Raw genomic sequence first — 15042 nt, forward strand, 5'->3', positions numbered from 1 at the left:
CGCCGGGGCCGCTGCTGATCCACGTTCCCATCCGGCCGGGCTCCATGGACCGGCTGGGCCGCCCGACCGTGGCGCCCGCCGACGTGGCGCGGCGGCTGCGCAGCGCGATTTCACTTTCACCGGAGGCGTCATGACGCACAAAGAACTGCACCTCAACACCACCCTGCAGGCCATGGATATCTACGCCTCCAAGGCGATCTCGGCGCGCGCCAAGCGCGACCCGTCCATCGTGGGCCTGAGCTTCGGCGAGCCCGAGTTCGGACCGCCCGAACACCTGAAGCAGGCCATCGCGTCCGAAGACCTGAGCCTGGACGCCTTCCTGGACTCCTGCAAGCGCTACGAGGACGCGCGCGGCTCCTTGGCATTGCGCCGCGCCATCGCCGCCTGGTACCGCGAGCGCCACGGCCTGGTGGTCGACCCCGACACCGAGATCATGGTCACGCACGGCGGCGTGGAGGCCATCACGCTGGCCATCCTGTGCACCACCGAGCCCGGCGAGGCGGTGGCCGTGAGCGACCCGACCTACATGCTGTACGAGCGCACGGTGCGCGCGGTGGCGCGAGAGGCCGTGCCGCTGGCGCGCCCGCCCGGCGACTCCGAGTACGCGGAGGCGCTGGCCCGCCTGGGGCCGGCAGAACACGCGGCGCTGGACCGCTGCCGCACCCTGATCGTCAACTCGCCCGAGAACCCCAGCGGCTACGTGGCCAGCCCGCAGGACTGGAGCGCGCTGGCCGGCCTGTGCGAGCGGCACGGCCTGTGGCTGATCCACGACGAGGTCTACGACAGCATGGACTTCGGGCGCAGGCACGTGCCCGCGCGCGCGGTGCCGGCACTGGCCGACCGCAGCATCATGATCAACAGCTTCTCCAAGAAGTTCGGCATGCCGGGCATGCGCATCGGCTGGATGGTGGCCAAGCCCGAACTGATCTCGCTGGCCGCCAAGCTGCACGACTACATGTACCTGGGCGTGAACATCCAGTACGAGCGGATCGCGCTGCGCCTGCTGTCCGACGCGACGCAGTCGCCGGCCTGGCTGGACACGCAGCGCGGCATGCTGCAGCAGCGCGCCCACGAGGCGCTGGAGCGGCTGGACGCGCGCGCCGGCTACGCCTGGCCGCGGCGCCCGCTCGGCGCGATGTTCCTGTTCCCCGACGTGAGCGCGCTGGCCACGAAACTGCCGGACATCTGGCGCACGAAATACGCGACCGCCGGCGAGGCGGTGGCCAACTGGCTGCTGGAGGAAGTGAAGGTGGCGGTGGTGCCGGGCGTGGTGTACGGCAAGCAGTCGGCCAACCACGTGCGCATGGTGCTGTGCCCGCCGGCCGAGCCGTACCAGCTGGCGATCCAGCGCCTGGCCGAGGCGCGCGCGTGAACTCCACGGCAGCGGCACAGGCCTTCGCGCGGCGCGGCTATCGCGCGCTGCCGGGCTTCCTGGATGCGGGCGAAACGCAGCTGCTGGCCGCGCAGTACGGCCATCTGCATGCGCACGCCGCGGGCATCCTGCTGCGCATGCGCACCGCGTCCACCGAGGCGGCCGACTTCTACCGCGCGCACCCGGGCGAGCTGATCGTGGTGCCCGAGCGCGACCAGCCGCTGGAGGTCTGCCGCTTCGAGCGCATCGCGCAGTGCCTGCCCGCCTTCCGCGAGACGCAGGTGGAAAAGATCCGCCGGCGCCTGCAAGACCTCTTCGGCGAGGAGTTCTTCCTGTTCAAGGACAAGTGCAACTTGAAGAGCCCCGGCGGCGGCGCCTTTCCGGCGCACCAGGACATTGCCGCCTACGACAGTTTCGGGCCGCCCTACCACGTGACGGCGGCGGTGGCGCTGGACGCCTCTACCCTGGAGAACGGCTGCATGGAAGTGGCCGAGAACTATCTGGCGCTGCAGTCCGACCAGCGCGAACTGAACGCCACCGACTACGGCGCGCTGCCGCTCTTCCACCACGAGAACGGCGGCCCGCGCAACGGCGACATCCTGGACGCCGTGCAAGACCGGCTGGACTGGCGGCCTATCGAAATGGCGGCCGGCGACGTGCTGCTGTTCGACTCGTACCTGCCGCACCGCTCGGCGCCGAACCGCTCCGGCCAGCCGCGCCGGGTGTTCTTCCTCACCTTCAACCCGGCGCGCTACGGCGACCATTACGCCGCTTACTACCGCAGGAAAAGCGAGGATTTCGGCAACCCGATGTTCCACGTTTCCACGCCGACGCGGCACGAGGCCCTGCACCAGGCGGCGGGCGAACCCTCATGACCGAAAAACTCTTCACGCCCGGCCCGCTGTCCATCGCGCCCGAGGTGCGCCAGGCGATGCAGCGCGACGTCGGCTCGCGCACGCCGGAAATGGAAATGCTGACCGCGCGCCTGTGCCGTGAGCTGGCCGAGGTGGCCGACTGCGGCGGCGCCTACGCGGTGGTGCCCCTGCAGGGCAGCGGCACCTTCGCGGTGGAGGCCATGCTCAGTTCGCTGGTGCGCGACACCGACAAGGTGCTGGTGGCCGCGAACGGCGCCTATGGCGAACGCATGGCGGACATGTGCCGCATCCATGGGCTGCGCCACACGGTGCTGGCGCTGGAGGCAACGCTGCCGGTCGCGGCTGCGGACATCGACGCCGCGCTGGCGGCCGACGCCGCGATCACGCACGTGGCCGTCGTGCACGTGGAAACCGGGCTGGGCCTGCTGAACGACGTGGACGCTATCGCACAGGTCGCGGCGCGCCGAGGCGTGCGGCTGCTGGTCGATGCGATGAGCGGCTTCGGCGCGTTGCCGCTGCCATTCGCAGGCGGCGCCATCGAAGGCGTGGCGGCTTCGGCCAACAAGTGCCTGCACGGCGCGCCCGGACTGGCCTTCGTGGTTGGGCGGCGCGCGCGGCTGGAAGACGCCGCCGCGCCGGCGCGCACGCTGAGCCTGGACCTGGCAGCCCAGCACCGCGCCTTCGCCGCGTCCGCGCAATGGCGCTTCACGCCGCCCACGCACCTGATCCTGGCGCTGCTGCAGGCACTGGCCATGTACAGGGCCGAGGGCGGGCGCGAAGCACGGCTTGCGCGCTACCGCGCCATCGGCGGAATCATCATTCCGGGCTTCGCCGAACTGGGCATCGTGCCGCTGGTCGCCGAGCCGTACCGCGCGCCTGTCATCGCCACCTTCGTGCTGCCCTTCGGCGCCGAGGTGCTGCCCGCCGAGACACTGTGCGCGCGGCTGGCCGAACGCGGCCTGGTGCTGTACCGCGGCCTGGCCGGCAGCCGGAACTGCTTTCGCGTCGGCTTCATCGGCGAACTCGCCGAGTCCGATGCGCGGCGCCTGGTAGCGGAAATGCGCGTGCTGCTCGCTGAATTGGGAGTGCGGCGCGCAACGACACACGCAAGAGGAGAGTCCTCCGATGCAAGTCCGGTTCTGTAGGAACACCGGCCCGACCGAGTTGGCGCCGCAGGTGCTGGCGGCCCTGTCACGCCAGGTCATCAGCCACCGCAGCAAGGAATTCGCGCAGCTGCTGCTGGGTGTGCAGGCCAAGCTGGCGCGCGTGGTCGATGGCGCCGCCGCCACAGTGGTGCTGACCGCTTCGGGTACCGGCGCGATGGAGGCCGCCTGCGCTGGGTTGCTGAGCCGCGAAGACCGCGTGCTGCTGCTGAGCGCCGGCTACTACGGCGAGCTGTTCGGCAAGATCGCGCGCTACAGCAGCGACACGGTCGACGTGCTGCGCTTCGCGCCCGGCCACTGCGTGGACATCGACACGCTGCGCCAGGCCTTGCAGCGCACCAACTACGCCGCCGTGGTCGCCACCCATTCGGACAGCTCCACCGGCGTGCTGCATCCGCTGCGGCAGATCGCCGAGTGCGTGCACGCGCACTCGCGCGCCCTGCTGCTGGTCGACGGCGTCAGCAGCGTCGGCACGGCGGAAGTCGCGCATGCGGCCTGGGGCATCGACGCGCTCGTCACCGGCACGCAGAAGGGCCTGATGGCGCCGCCCGGCCTGTCGGTGGTGTACCTCAGCGACGCTGGCGTCGCCAAGCTCGGCGCGCAGCGCAGCTGCAGCCACTACCTGGACCTGGCTGCGGCGCTGGAGAACGGACGGCGCGGAGCGACGCCATTCACGCCGGCGGTGAACCTCGTCTACGCGCTGGACACGGCCCTGGACATGCTGCTGGCCGAAGGCGTTCCCGCCGTGCTGGAGCGGCACCGCCTGGCAGCCGAGGCCTGCCGGCGCATCCTGCAGGACGCCGGCCTGCGCATGTTCGCGCAGCCGGGCTGCGCATCGCCCGGCATCACCTCGGTGCGCATGCCCGAAGGTGTCGCCGCCGAAGACGTGCAGGCCGCCCTGCTGGAACAGCACGGCATGACGGTGTCGGTGGGCCTGTCGGACTGGAAATCCAACGTGCTGCGGGTCGGCCACATGGGCTGGTTCGCGGTGGACGGTGTGGCCGACGCCGCGCGCCGCATCGCCGCGCTGGACTGGGAGCGCCTGGGCGCACGCGCCGGGAGCTTCGCATGACGGCCGTGGCGCAGGACCTGCGCGTGCGCGCGCTGGACTCGCTGCAGGAGATCGAGCGCGGCGCCTACGAACGCCTGCATGTGGCAAGCGGCGCGTCGGTGTTCTATTCCTGGCAATTCCTGGTGGCGGCGGAACTCTCGCCGCTGCTGCCCTACCGCGCGCTGCGCTATCTCACCGCGTGGTCCGGCGACGCGCTCGTGGCCCTGATGCCGGCCTACCTGCAGGAGAACGTCGACCCGTTCGGCGTCATCGAACAGACCACCGGCTTCCCGTTCACGGCCGCCACGCCCGTCATGCTCACGCACATCATGCATGCCACCGAAACGCGGGTGGTGTGCGCGCCGCACGACCTGCCGGTGGCCGGCGCCGCGCTGCTGCGCGCCATGCGCGACACCGCGGCGCAGGCCGGCGCGCACTACGCCGCGTTGCTGAACGTGCTGTCGCCCGAACTGCTGGAACTCGGCAAACAACAGGGCTATGCCAGCGCCGCGATGTGGGATCGCTTCAACGCGCCGCTGGCACCCGGCATCACCATGGAGCAATTGGTGGAGAACCTGCCGACCAAGGGCCGCTGGGAGATGAAGCGGCAGCGCCGCAAGTTCGACCAGAGCGACTCCACCAAGGCCGTGCTGCCGGTGCGCGAGGCCGACGTCGCCGGCTTCGCCGAGCTGTGCTTTCGCACGACGAAGAAGAACGGCACGCCCGACTACTACCCGGTCGAGCCCATGAAGAAGCTGGTGGCGCTGTGCGCGGACATCGCGCGGGTGATCGAGATCCGCAGCGCGGGCCAGCTGTGCGGCGCCGGCATTGTGTTTCCCGACCGCGACGTGCTGCACTTCTGGGCGCTGGGCGTGGACTACGAGCTGAGCGACTACAGCCCCTATTGCATGCTGTTCTCCACCCTGTACGAGCATGCCATCGACAACGGCTTTGCCACCGTGGAGGTGGGCCGCACCAACCGCTACATCAAGGAGCGCCTGGGCTTTCGGCCCGTGCAGCTCCATTCGCTGATCGCCCCATTGACTGCACCCCTGAAGGAGACATCCCATGTTTGATCCCGGATTGCTGGAAATCCTCGAGTGCCCCAAGGCGCGCGCGCCGCTGGTGTGGGACAAGGACCGCAACGTCCTGATTTCGGCGCAGGCCGGCGTGTTCTACCGCGTGGTGGACGGCGTGGCCGTGCTGCTGCCCGAGCTGGCGCAGCCGCTGTCGGCGCTGGACGCCTGAAGGAGACACGACGATGAGCAAATACGAGAACTACGACCGCGTGAGCGCCAACTACGACAAGACGCGCACCGCCGTCGGCGTCGAGATCGTGCTGGGCTTCCTGGCCACCCTGCCGCAGCCGGCCGGCAAGGTGCGCATCCTGGACGCGGGCTGCGGCACCGGCAACTACGCCGTGCCGATGCAGCGCTGGTTCCCCAACCTGGTGTGCATGGACTTCAGCATGGGCATGCTGAAGAAGGCGCAGGAAAAATTCGTGAAGCTGGGCCGCGAGCGCGGCGCCTACGTGCAGGGCGACATGGGCGCGCTGCCGTTTCGCGCCGGCGTGTTCGACGCGGTGGTGTGCAACCAGTCGCTGCACCACATCGACGAGCCGGGCACGGGATTCCGCAACCACCGCAGCTTCTTTCGCCATGCCAACCGCTCGCTGAAGGACGGCGGCATGGTCATCATCAACACCATCACGCACGAGCAGCTGCACGACGGCGTGTGGTGGGGCAAGCTGATCGCGCCGGCGGTCGAGCGCATGACCCAGCGCTTCACCTCCGACGCGCAGCTGCACGAGATGCTGTCCGAAGCCGGTTTCGCCATCACCGACCGCGTGGTGCCGCTGTCCACCATCATCCAGGACCCGTTGGCCTACTACGACGAAGGCGCGCTGCACCGCAGGGAGTTCCGCGACGGCGACTCGCACTTCTCGCTGCTGAGCGAAAGCGAGCTGGCGGCCGTGCTCGCAGAGGTGGACCGCATGCGCGGCGCGGGCGAGTTCAAGGCCTACATCGCCGAGCGCGACAAGCTGCGCCAGCGCATCGGCCAGTTCACCTACTTCGTCGCTCGAAAGGTGAAGGATGCCTCCTGAAGCGGCGGGCGCGGTTGCGCCGAAACCGGACATGAAGGGCTCGGTCAGCCACAACAGCGCGTTCATGCGCGGCCTGCTCAACAGGTTGTTCATCGCGGCGGCCGGCGGCAGCCGGCGCAAGCCGCTGATGCGCACCGCCGATATCTTTCCCGAAGGGCTGGAATTCGACCGCCGCTTCGAGGAGATCCGCGCGGAGATCGAGCAGCTGCTGCAAAAGCGCTCGCTCAAGCGCTACCAGGACATCGACCCGCTGCGCGCGGCCGAGGTCTCCGCCGACTGGCGGCTCTACTACGCCTACTTCCTGTGGGAAGAAAACAGGAGCGCGCAGGCCGACATGCCGGTGACGCTGGCGATCGCCAAGGCCATCCCGCACGTGATCAACGTGACGGTGGCGGTGCTGGAGCCCGGCGTGTCGCTGGCCGCGCACGCAGGGCCCTATGCCGGCGTGCTGCGCTACCACCTTGGCATCCGCGTGCCCCGGGAGAACCCGCCGCGCATGCGCGTGGGCGACCAGTTCCACACCTGGAAGGCCAGCGAAAGCATCGTGCTGGACGACGTGTTCGAGCACGAGGTCTACAACCAGGCCAAGGAAATCCGCGTGATTCTGATGGTGGATTTCATGCGGCCGATGAACGCGCTGTGCAGCGCGCTCAACCGCCGCTGCCTGACCATGAAGAGCCGCTGGGGCCGCCACATGATCGAACAGGCCATGGCGCCCTGAAGCACCGGGTTGCGGGAGTGCATCGCGCCCTCGGTAAGATGGCGCGATGCAAGCGTTGTGGATGATCCTGGCGGCCTTCCTGTTCGCCACCATGGCGGTGTGCGTGAAGATCGCGGCCGCCTGGTTCAACAGCGCGGAACTGGTGTTCTACCGCGGTCTGCTGGGCATGCTGTTCATGTGGCTGCTGGCGCGCCAGCGCGGCGTGCGCATGGCCACGCACTATCCGTGGATGCACGCCTGGCGCAGCCTGATCGGCGTGCTCTCGCTGGGCGCCTGGTTCTACGCGCTGGCCGGCCTGCCGCTGGCCACCGCCATGACGCTCAACTACATGAGCAGCGTGTGGGTGGCGGCCTTCCTGGTCGGCGGCATGCTGATTGCCTGGAACGCCAAATCCGGCCCCGCCCCGCGCCAGGGCGCGCTGGTGCTCACCGTGATGGCCGGCTTTGCCGGCGTGGTGCTGATGCTGCGCCCGACCATCGAATCCAGCCAGGTGTTCGCCGCCATCATGGGCCTGCTGTCCGGCCTGACCGCCGCCCTGGCCTATCTGCAGGTGATGGCGCTGGGCAAGATGGGCGAGCCCGAGCTGCGCACCGTGTTCTATTTCGCCGTGGCCTCGGCCATCGCCGGCGGCCTGGGCATGCTGGCCGTCGGCGCTCCCGGCACGCTCGACTGGAACTGGCGCCATGCGCTGTGGCTGCTGCCGGTGGGCCTGCTGGCCGCCATCGGCCAGCTGTGCATGACGCATGCCTACAGCCATGGCGCCACACTGGTGGTTGCCAACCTGCAATACTCCGGCATCGTGTTCGGCGCCGTCTACAGCCTGCTGCTGTTCGACGAGCGGATGCCGCTCGCCGGCTGGGCCGGCATGGCCCTGATCGTGGCCAGCGGCATCGCTGCCACCGTGCTGCGCGCACGCGCCGCGCCGGACGCACCTGCCGAGGAGCACTGACCCATGACCTACACCACCTTGATCTCCCCGCAGAACCTGGCGGCGCTGCGCGCGAGCGGCGCGCGCCTGATGGTCTTCGACTGCAGCTTCGACCTGGTCAACCCGGCCGCCGGCGAGGAGCAGTACCGCCAGTCCCACATTCCCGGCGCGGTGTACGCGCACCTGAACGATGCGCTCAGCGACAAGGGCGTGGTCGAGCTCGACGGCAAGCACCACCCGAGCGCCGACGCGGCCTCGGGCGGACGCCATCCGCTGCCCAACCGCGAGAAGTTCGCGATGTGGCTGTCCAGCGTGGGCTTCGCCAACGACATGCAGGCCGTGGTGTACGACCGCCAGGGCGCCAACTACTGCGGCCGCCTGTGGTGGATGCTGAAGTGGGCCGGCCACGATGCCGTGGCCGTGCTCGACGGCGGGCTGCAGGGCTGGCAGGCCGCCGGTGGCGAAGTGGCGAGCGGCACCGAGCCCTCGCATTTCCAGAGCAACTTCGCGCTTGGGCCCGAGCTGCGCAGGCTGGTCGTCACGGGCGAGGTGGAAGCCGCACTCGGCGCCGGCACGCAGACCGTCGTCGATGCACGCGCCACGCCGCGCTACCGGGGCGAAGTCGAGCCGCTGGACCCGGTGGCAGGCCACATCCCGGGCGCACTGAACCGGCCGTTCTCGCAGAACATCGGCCCGGACGGTCGCTTCAAGCCGCCTGCGCAACTACGCGCTGAGTTCGAGCAGCTGCTGGCCGGCAGGACAGCGGAATCGGTGGTGCACCACTGCGGCAGCGGCGTCAGCGCCGTGCCGAACGTGATCGCGATGGAATTGGCGGGGTTCGGTGCAACCGCGCTCTATGCGGGCAGCTGGAGCGAATGGTGCAGCGACCCGAAGCGGGCAGTGGAAAAAGGCTAGACATCCCGGACGGGATGCGGACGGCAAACAGACGCTGAAGCGAGGCCGCTCAGCGCTGGCCGACTGGATTGCCAGACTTGTTGGTGTTGGAACTGCCGCCGCCGCCAGGCATCGTTGGGGGGCCGGCGCCCATAGTGCCGCCGGCAGTGTTGCCGTTGCCGCGCATGCCGCCTGACCCGGCAGGGCCGGCCGAGGGGAAATTGCCTGTCAGACCGGTGCCGCTGGCGCCGAGGCCGCCAGTCAGGCCCGTGCCTGGTCCTGGTTGCTGGCCACTGACGTTGGTCGAGCCGGAGCCGGTGGCGCCGGGCACCATGTCACCGCCGGAAGAGCCGGTGTGCGGCGCGGAACCCTTGATGCCCGAGGGGCCGCCGGGCGGGCCATCGGGCGCCTGCGGAACGCTGGACTGGACCGCGTTGCCCGTGCCGGGACTGCCCGGCGCATTCGGATTGCTCTGCGCTGAACGGTCGCAGCCGGCCAGTGCGAAAACCATTGCCAATGCGCCGGCGGCTTGCGTCGCCGCCCCGATCCAGGCCACGCGTCCCATCATGCTCAGCGGGTCGTGGTGGTGCTGGTGGTGGTGCTGCTGGTCGAGCTGCCGGCACCCAGAGTTGTGCCGCTGCCGGTGGAACCCGAAGCCATGCCGGTGCCCGAACCCGTGGAGCCAGAAGCGGTGGAGGAGGTGTCGGCACCCGGCGTCGGCGTGGTGGTGGCCGTGCTCGGGCTGGTCGGTACCGGAACGACGGTGGTGGTCGACGACGTCGTGCTTTCGGTCGAGGCGGATTCCTTCTTGCCGCAGGCGGTCAGGGACAGGGCGGCCATCAGGACCAGGGCGGCACTACGAGCGAGGGGGGTGGAAATCATCAGGACTCCTTGAGCAGTTTATAAAAACATAGTTAGGGGTAGTGGTCTACCCTGCCCCGAACTCTATTCGGCTTGGCATCCTGCCGTGTCGGTTCCTGCTGTCGAAGCCTGTAGGACAAGCACAGCGGCGGAAGGCGCCGGCCTACAGCACGGCAGTTGCAAGCGCATGTTCGCGCAATGCCTGCGACACGGCCTGCAGCTCGTCCTTGCGCACCGACAGCGACATGCCGAGCGCGCGCAGATCCAGTCCCGAAAGCCGCAGCCGTGGGAAGATCTGCTCGCGCTCCTGGCGCACGTGCCGCGCCACGTATTCGGACAGCACCGCCACCTTGGCGTCGTACAGCGGGTCCTCGGCGCGCAGCGCCAGCAGCTGGGCCACCAGATTCTGCGCGGCGGAGTGCGCGTCCTCGGCCTCGTCGACAATGTCGTCGTCGTCCAGCGCCTCGCGCACGGCCGGGTAGAACAGCTCTTCCTCCAGCCGGGTGTGCACGGCCAGCGTCGTGCAGATGTCCTCGGCCAGGTTCTTGCGCTGCGCCGCCGGCGCACCAATGAGTGCCAGTTCGCGGTACCGCGCGAACAGCGTCTGCGTGGCGTTGTGGTCAGCCTCCAGCAACGCGATGGCGTCGGCCACCGCGGTCATGGCTTGGCGCCGCCGGTGCGGCTTTCGCTGCTTCCGGTTTCCTGCGGCGTCTTGCTGGTCTGCTTCATGGCTGCCTCGGCCGCGGTGCCACGGCCGCTGGTGCCGCTGGCCGACGTGCCGGTGTCTTCGGGCTGCATGTCAGCGCCGGGCGTGCTGTCCGGCGGTGCCTGCGTCTTGCTTCCCTGAGTCTTGTGTTCGGATGGCATCTCGATGTTTCTCCGTGTGAAGACCTGACTCTACGGAGCACATGTCGGCAGCGTTGTCGGTGCCCATGGCAGTCCGCTGTAGGCGCTTGCCGCGCAGCTCCAGCCCATCAGCGAAGCTTGCGTTCCAGCGCGCGTTCATAGGCCGCCATCAGCGGCGTGACGGAGACGCCATGGACCAGGATCGAGGTCACCACCACCGACAGCGTGAGCGCGACCATGCGATCGGCCAGCGGCTGCGGCAGGCCATGGTTGAGCGCGTACATCAGATAGTAGAGCGAGCCGACGCCGCGGATGCCGAACCAGCCGATCAGCCAGCGCTGCGAATGCGAACTGGCCGAACCCACCATGCCCACGCCCACCGACAGCGGCCGCACCACCAGCAGCAGCACCGGCACCAGCCACCACACCGCCTGGTTCCAGCGCACCGCCCACAGCAGGGCGCCGATGGCGATGACGGCCACCACTTCGCCGATGCGCTCCAGCTGTTCGTTGAAGCCCAGCACGGCCTGCGCCATGAAGGCCGGCGCGTGCTCGGGATCCACCGCGATCTCGTGGGCCAGCTCGGTGTCCGGGCCGACCATGGCCTTCTGCACCGCGGCCGCGGCTGCATGGGGCTCGGCGGTCTGCGACTGCTCCAGCCGCCGCAGCGCGACGCCGGCCGCGAACACCGCTAGAAAGCCGTAGGCGTGCAGAAGCAACGCGGCGCCGTATGACAGGCCGATCAGCCCCAGCGCCAGGAAGTCGTCCAGCCCGACCCCTTCCTTGTGCTCCCGCCGCAGGTAGAGCACCAGGCGGCCGACCGCCCAGCCGAGCAGTGCGCCCACGGCGATGCCCGCAGCCACCGACCAGACGACGTCGATCACGAACCAGCGCCAGCCGCCGGGACCCAGCTCATGCAGGCCGAGCAGGCCGAGCCCCAGCATCACGAACGGAAACGCGGTACCGTCATTCAGCCCGCCCTCGCCCGTGAGCGCGAAGCGCAGCTTGTCGCGGTCGCCCGGTTTATGGACTTGCACGTCGGAAGCCAGCACCGGATCGGTCGGCGCGAGAATGCCGCCCAGCAGCACGGCCGCACCCCAGGGAAGCCCCACCAGGTAATGGCCGAGCAAGGCGACGCAGGCGACCGTGACCACCATCGAGCCGAGCGCCAAACGCAGCGGCAGCAGCCAGCTGCGCTCCTTCAGGCCGGCGCTGAGTTTCAGGCCGGCGCTGAACAGCGAGACCAGCACCACCACCTCGGTCATGCGCTCCAGCACATGGGCATGCCTCAGCGGATCGGCATGCAACAGGCCGAGCGCGATCGGACTGACCAGCAGCCCCGTGCCCAGGTAGAGCATGGCGGTGGACAGCGGCAGGCGCGCGAGCACCGAGCCGCCCAGCGCCATCAGGATGAGCAGCACTCCGACAATGACCGACCAGAGTGCGAAATCCATGCGCGAACGCGAGTCGGCCCGGAAGGCCGGCTCAGAGGCGGCCGAGCGCTGCCAGCAGCGCCTTGCGCACGCTGGGGTACTGGTGCACGTCGCTGTGGCCCGCGCCGTCCACGCGCAGCAGCTCGGCCGAGCGGAATGCGCTCTGCAGTTTCTCGCTGTGGTGGATCGGAATCAGCTCGTCCTTCTCGCCGTGGATCAGCATCACCGGGCCCAGCAGCTTGGCCGCATGCTCCAGCGTGTGCAGCGGATAGCGCAGCACCTGCCCCGGCACCCAGGGATACAGCTCGGCGGCCAGTGCGCGCATGCTGCTGTAGGCGGACACGAGCAGCGTCAGGTCGGGCGTATGGCCGGTGGCGGACAGCCGCGCCGACAATCCGGCCGCGAGGCCAGTGCCCAGAGACTGGCCGGAGATCACCACGCGCTTGCCTACATAGAGCGGCGCGAAATGGTCCCACACCGCCGCCACGTCGGCATGCAGCTGCTCTTCGCTTTCGATGCGGCTGCTGCTTTTGCCGAAGCCGCGGTAGTCGAACATCACCACGTCGAAGTTGGCTTGGCGGAACGCCTCGAGCTGCACGAACCACTTCTTCAGGTTGCCCGAATTGCCGTGCATGAAGAAGAACACGCCGCGCGGCGCCGGCAGCTTCAGGTGCGCCACAGACAGGCGCGCACCGGGCACGTCGATGAAGAACTCGCGCACGCCGTCCTCGTTGGACACGGGCTCGTCCATGGGCAGTGTTTCCGGCTCGAACAGCAGCCGTTCCTGCCGGAAATACAGCCAGCCGATGGCCGCGGCGTACACGGCGCCGGCTGCCGCCAGAACAGAGGCGGAGAAGATGGCGTAGACCATGGTTTCCGCTCCTTTCATGGCTGTGTTCTCCTAGCCGACTTTCTTGGCGCTGGCGTCGCCCGGATCGAAGCCGATGTCCTTGCCTTCGGGGGCGCTCGGGTTGTTGCGGTCCGACAGGCCCGCGCCCGGTGCGCCCAGGTCGCCGGCATCGCTGGGCTTGGCTTCGTTCGCGGTGCCATGGTCGCGCTCGTTGACGCCCGAAGGCGCCACCAGGTCGGGCTGCGCGTCGCTGGTCAGGCCGATTGGGCGGCCCTGCTCATCGCTGGCGCCCTTGCCGCGTGCGTTGGACTGCCCGTCGGTGCTGTAGCGGTCGACGTCCGGCGTCGGCCGGTCCGTGTCCTTGCGCGGAATCCCGTCGCGCGATTCTTCCTGATTCGGCATGGCTTCTCCTTGGGCTGCGGGCGGCATTGCGCCACCGATGAACCAAGTCTGGAGGCCCAGCCATGCCACGGCTGTCGGTTCCGCGCCCCGCGCCGCGTAGGAACGCAGCGCAGCGGGGCGCGGGACTCGGGGACGCCGCCGGCGTGCCCGCCTTTTATTCGTGGGCCAGGTACAGCGCGCGCAGCCGCTGGCGTTCCGGTGCGCCCAGGTCCAGGCCTTCGCGCAAGTAATTTTCCAGGCCGCCGTAGTCGGCATCCACGGCATCGAGCGCGGCCTGCAGGAAATCGGGCTGCACGCGGTACAGCACGCCCACGGCTTCCGGCGGCAGGCCCCACAGGCTGCTGGTAGGCGCCTTCAGCCGCTCGTTGGTGAGCAGGTAGTCGCGCATCACGTCCTCCTGCGACACGCCGAGCGCGCGCAGCACCAGGGCCGCGGCGAAACCGGTGCGGTCCTTGCCGGCGGTGCAGTGGAACACCGTGGGATCGTCGGACTCCAGCAGGTGGGCGAAGAACTCGGCGAAGCGGTGCGTGCTGCCGCGCACGAAACCGCGGTAGGTGTCCTGCATCAGGCCCACCACGTCCTGCGAGGTGATGGGCCGCCCGCCTTCGGTGAAGCCCTTGATCTGCTGCACGATGGTCGGCTCGATGGCCAGCGAACGCACCGTCACGTCGGGCAGCATGCAGGCCGCCGCGGTGCGCTCGTCGGCGCCGCGGAAGTCCAGCACGCGGCGGATGCCCAGCGCCTGGATCTGCCGCGCGTCGTTCTCGTCCAGCGCACCCAGGTGGTCGGAGCGGAACAGCACGCGCCGGCGCAAGCGCGGCGCGCTGCCGGCGTGCGCCGCCAGGTCGCGGAAGTTGGAGGGATTGGTGATGGAGGGAAGTGGCATGGTGCTGTGGCGCCGGCGCGGTGGCGCCGGGCCTGCGGGCATCTTAAGTCAGAGGCGCATGCGCTTGAACACGCGTTCGGGAATGTGGCGGATGGCCAGCATGATGAACAGCCAGAACCCAGGCACGTAGGCCACGTCCACCCCGCGCTCCACGGCGCGCGCGATGGCGCGGGCCACCTGCTCGGGCGAGGCCCACAGCGGGCCTTTCGGGAATGCCGCCGTCATGGGCGTGTCCACAAAGCCCGGCTTGATCGTCAGCACACGCACCCCATGGTGGTGCAGGCGGTTGCGCAGGCCCTGCAGGAAGGTGGCGACCGCTGCCTTGGCGCTGCCGTACACGTAGTTGGACTGGCGCCCGCGGTCGCCCGCTACCGAGGTGATGACGGCGATGGTGCCCTGCCCCTGTACCTGCATCCGGTTGGCCAGCAGGGTCAGCAGCGCGATGGTGCTGATGGCATTGGTGTGCAGGTCGCGCAGCGCCAGCGCCGGGTCCTGCTCGCACGCGGCTTGGTCCGGCAATGTGCCGTGCGCCACCAGCACGATGTCGATGCCGCCCAGCGCGGCGGCGGCGGCTTCCAGCACCTCGGCGTGGCGGTCGAGGTCGTTCATGTCCAGCACGCCGCTGTGCGCGTTCGGCGCGCCCCGCACACGCAGGT

At 69.4% G+C, this 15042-nt stretch carries 19 protein-coding genes; 11 read left to right on the forward strand and 8 right to left on the reverse strand.

Annotation, left to right across the window (positions count from 1 at the left end):
- The first annotated feature begins 130 nt into the window (after positions 1–130).
- The 10 genes from H0U68_RS04040 to H0U68_RS04085 are packed head-to-tail and all read left to right on the forward strand — an operon-like array spanning position 131 to position 9129.
- Positions 131–1372: a pyridoxal phosphate-dependent aminotransferase gene (locus H0U68_RS04040; protein WP_296352922.1), complete on the forward strand. Its 1242-nt coding sequence runs from the start codon at positions 131–133 to the stop codon at positions 1370–1372.
- Positions 1369–2247 carry a phytanoyl-CoA dioxygenase family protein gene (locus tag H0U68_RS04045; protein WP_296352923.1) on the forward strand — a complete coding sequence of 293 codons (879 nt, stop codon included), beginning with the start codon at positions 1369–1371 and terminating at the stop codon, positions 2245–2247. The genes H0U68_RS04040 and H0U68_RS04045 overlap by 4 nt, the downstream gene beginning before the upstream one ends.
- On the forward strand, positions 2244–3392 hold the full coding sequence (locus H0U68_RS04050) for a 2-aminoethylphosphonate--pyruvate transaminase (RefSeq protein WP_296352925.1): 1149 nt from the start codon (positions 2244–2246) through the stop codon (positions 3390–3392). Before H0U68_RS04045 ends, H0U68_RS04050 begins: the two co-directional genes overlap by 4 nt.
- A complete protein-coding gene (locus tag H0U68_RS04055) occupies positions 3373–4482 on the forward strand; it encodes an alanine--glyoxylate aminotransferase family protein (RefSeq protein ID WP_296352928.1) in 1110 nt (369 codons plus the stop codon). The genes H0U68_RS04050 and H0U68_RS04055 overlap by 20 nt, the downstream gene beginning before the upstream one ends.
- Positions 4479–5537 (forward strand): GNAT family N-acetyltransferase, encoded by a 1059-nt coding sequence (locus H0U68_RS04060; protein WP_296352930.1) that lies wholly within the window; start codon positions 4479–4481, stop codon positions 5535–5537. The genes H0U68_RS04055 and H0U68_RS04060 overlap by 4 nt, the downstream gene beginning before the upstream one ends.
- A complete protein-coding gene (locus H0U68_RS04065; protein ID WP_296352931.1) occupies positions 5530–5709 on the forward strand; it encodes a Trm112 family protein in 180 nt (59 codons plus the stop codon). The genes H0U68_RS04060 and H0U68_RS04065 overlap by 8 nt, the downstream gene beginning before the upstream one ends.
- Positions 5710–5722: 13 nt before the next feature.
- Positions 5723–6565, forward strand: coding sequence for a class I SAM-dependent methyltransferase (locus H0U68_RS04070; RefSeq protein ID WP_296352933.1), 843 nt, complete (start codon positions 5723–5725; stop codon positions 6563–6565).
- A gap of 31 nt (positions 6566–6596) precedes the next feature.
- Positions 6597–7286: an aspartyl/asparaginyl beta-hydroxylase domain-containing protein gene (locus H0U68_RS04075; protein ID WP_296352935.1), complete on the forward strand. Its 690-nt coding sequence runs from the start codon at positions 6597–6599 to the stop codon at positions 7284–7286.
- 46 nt (positions 7287–7332) lie between these two features.
- On the forward strand, positions 7333–8235 hold the full coding sequence (locus tag H0U68_RS04080; protein ID WP_296352937.1) for a DMT family transporter: 903 nt from the start codon (positions 7333–7335) through the stop codon (positions 8233–8235).
- 3 nt (positions 8236–8238) lie between these two features.
- Positions 8239–9129, forward strand: coding sequence for a sulfurtransferase (locus H0U68_RS04085; protein WP_296352938.1), 891 nt, complete (start codon positions 8239–8241; stop codon positions 9127–9129).
- Between the two features lie 49 nt (positions 9130–9178).
- On the opposite strand, the gene H0U68_RS04090 is transcribed toward H0U68_RS04085, so the two are convergent.
- The gene (locus H0U68_RS04090; protein ID WP_296352939.1) at positions 9179–9676 is read right to left on the reverse strand and encodes a hypothetical protein; all 498 of its coding nucleotides are present in this window, start codon (positions 9674–9676) and stop codon (positions 9179–9181) included.
- A 12-nt stretch (positions 9677–9688) separates the two neighbouring features.
- Between H0U68_RS04090 and H0U68_RS04095 the strand changes: the two genes are divergently transcribed.
- Complete coding sequence (locus H0U68_RS04095; RefSeq protein WP_296352940.1) at positions 9689–10003, forward strand: hypothetical protein; 315 nt, start codon at positions 9689–9691, stop codon at positions 10001–10003.
- 129 nt (positions 10004–10132) lie between these two features.
- Here the strand turns inward: H0U68_RS04095 and H0U68_RS04100 are convergent, their stop codons facing one another.
- The 7 genes from H0U68_RS04100 to H0U68_RS04130 form a co-directional block, all read right to left on the reverse strand.
- The gene (locus tag H0U68_RS04100; protein WP_296352942.1) at positions 10133–10630 is read right to left on the reverse strand and encodes a hemerythrin domain-containing protein; all 498 of its coding nucleotides are present in this window, start codon (positions 10628–10630) and stop codon (positions 10133–10135) included.
- On the reverse strand, positions 10627–10836 hold the full coding sequence (locus H0U68_RS04105) for a hypothetical protein (RefSeq protein ID WP_296352943.1): 210 nt from the start codon (positions 10834–10836) through the stop codon (positions 10627–10629). The genes H0U68_RS04100 and H0U68_RS04105 overlap by 4 nt, the downstream gene beginning before the upstream one ends.
- Positions 10837–10943: 107 nt before the next feature.
- Positions 10944–12269, reverse strand: a complete 1326-nt coding sequence (locus H0U68_RS04110) for a cation:proton antiporter (protein ID WP_296352945.1) — start codon at positions 12267–12269, stop codon at positions 10944–10946.
- Between the two features lie 31 nt (positions 12270–12300).
- Positions 12301–13137, reverse strand: a complete 837-nt coding sequence (locus tag H0U68_RS04115; RefSeq protein WP_296352947.1) for an alpha/beta fold hydrolase — start codon at positions 13135–13137, stop codon at positions 12301–12303.
- A gap of 12 nt (positions 13138–13149) precedes the next feature.
- Positions 13150–13500 (reverse strand): hypothetical protein, encoded by a 351-nt coding sequence (locus tag H0U68_RS04120; RefSeq protein ID WP_296352949.1) that lies wholly within the window; start codon positions 13498–13500, stop codon positions 13150–13152.
- 154 nt (positions 13501–13654) lie between these two features.
- Positions 13655–14386: a tyrosine-protein phosphatase gene (locus H0U68_RS04125; RefSeq protein WP_296352951.1), complete on the reverse strand. Its 732-nt coding sequence runs from the start codon at positions 14384–14386 to the stop codon at positions 13655–13657.
- 48 nt (positions 14387–14434) lie between these two features.
- Positions 14435–15042, reverse strand: a 608-nt coding sequence (locus tag H0U68_RS04130) for an SDR family oxidoreductase (protein WP_296352953.1), incomplete at its 5' end; no start/stop codon positions are given.

Source organism: Ramlibacter sp., from assembly GCF_013697775.1.
Classification (GTDB): domain Bacteria; phylum Pseudomonadota; class Gammaproteobacteria; order Burkholderiales; family Burkholderiaceae_C; genus Ramlibacter.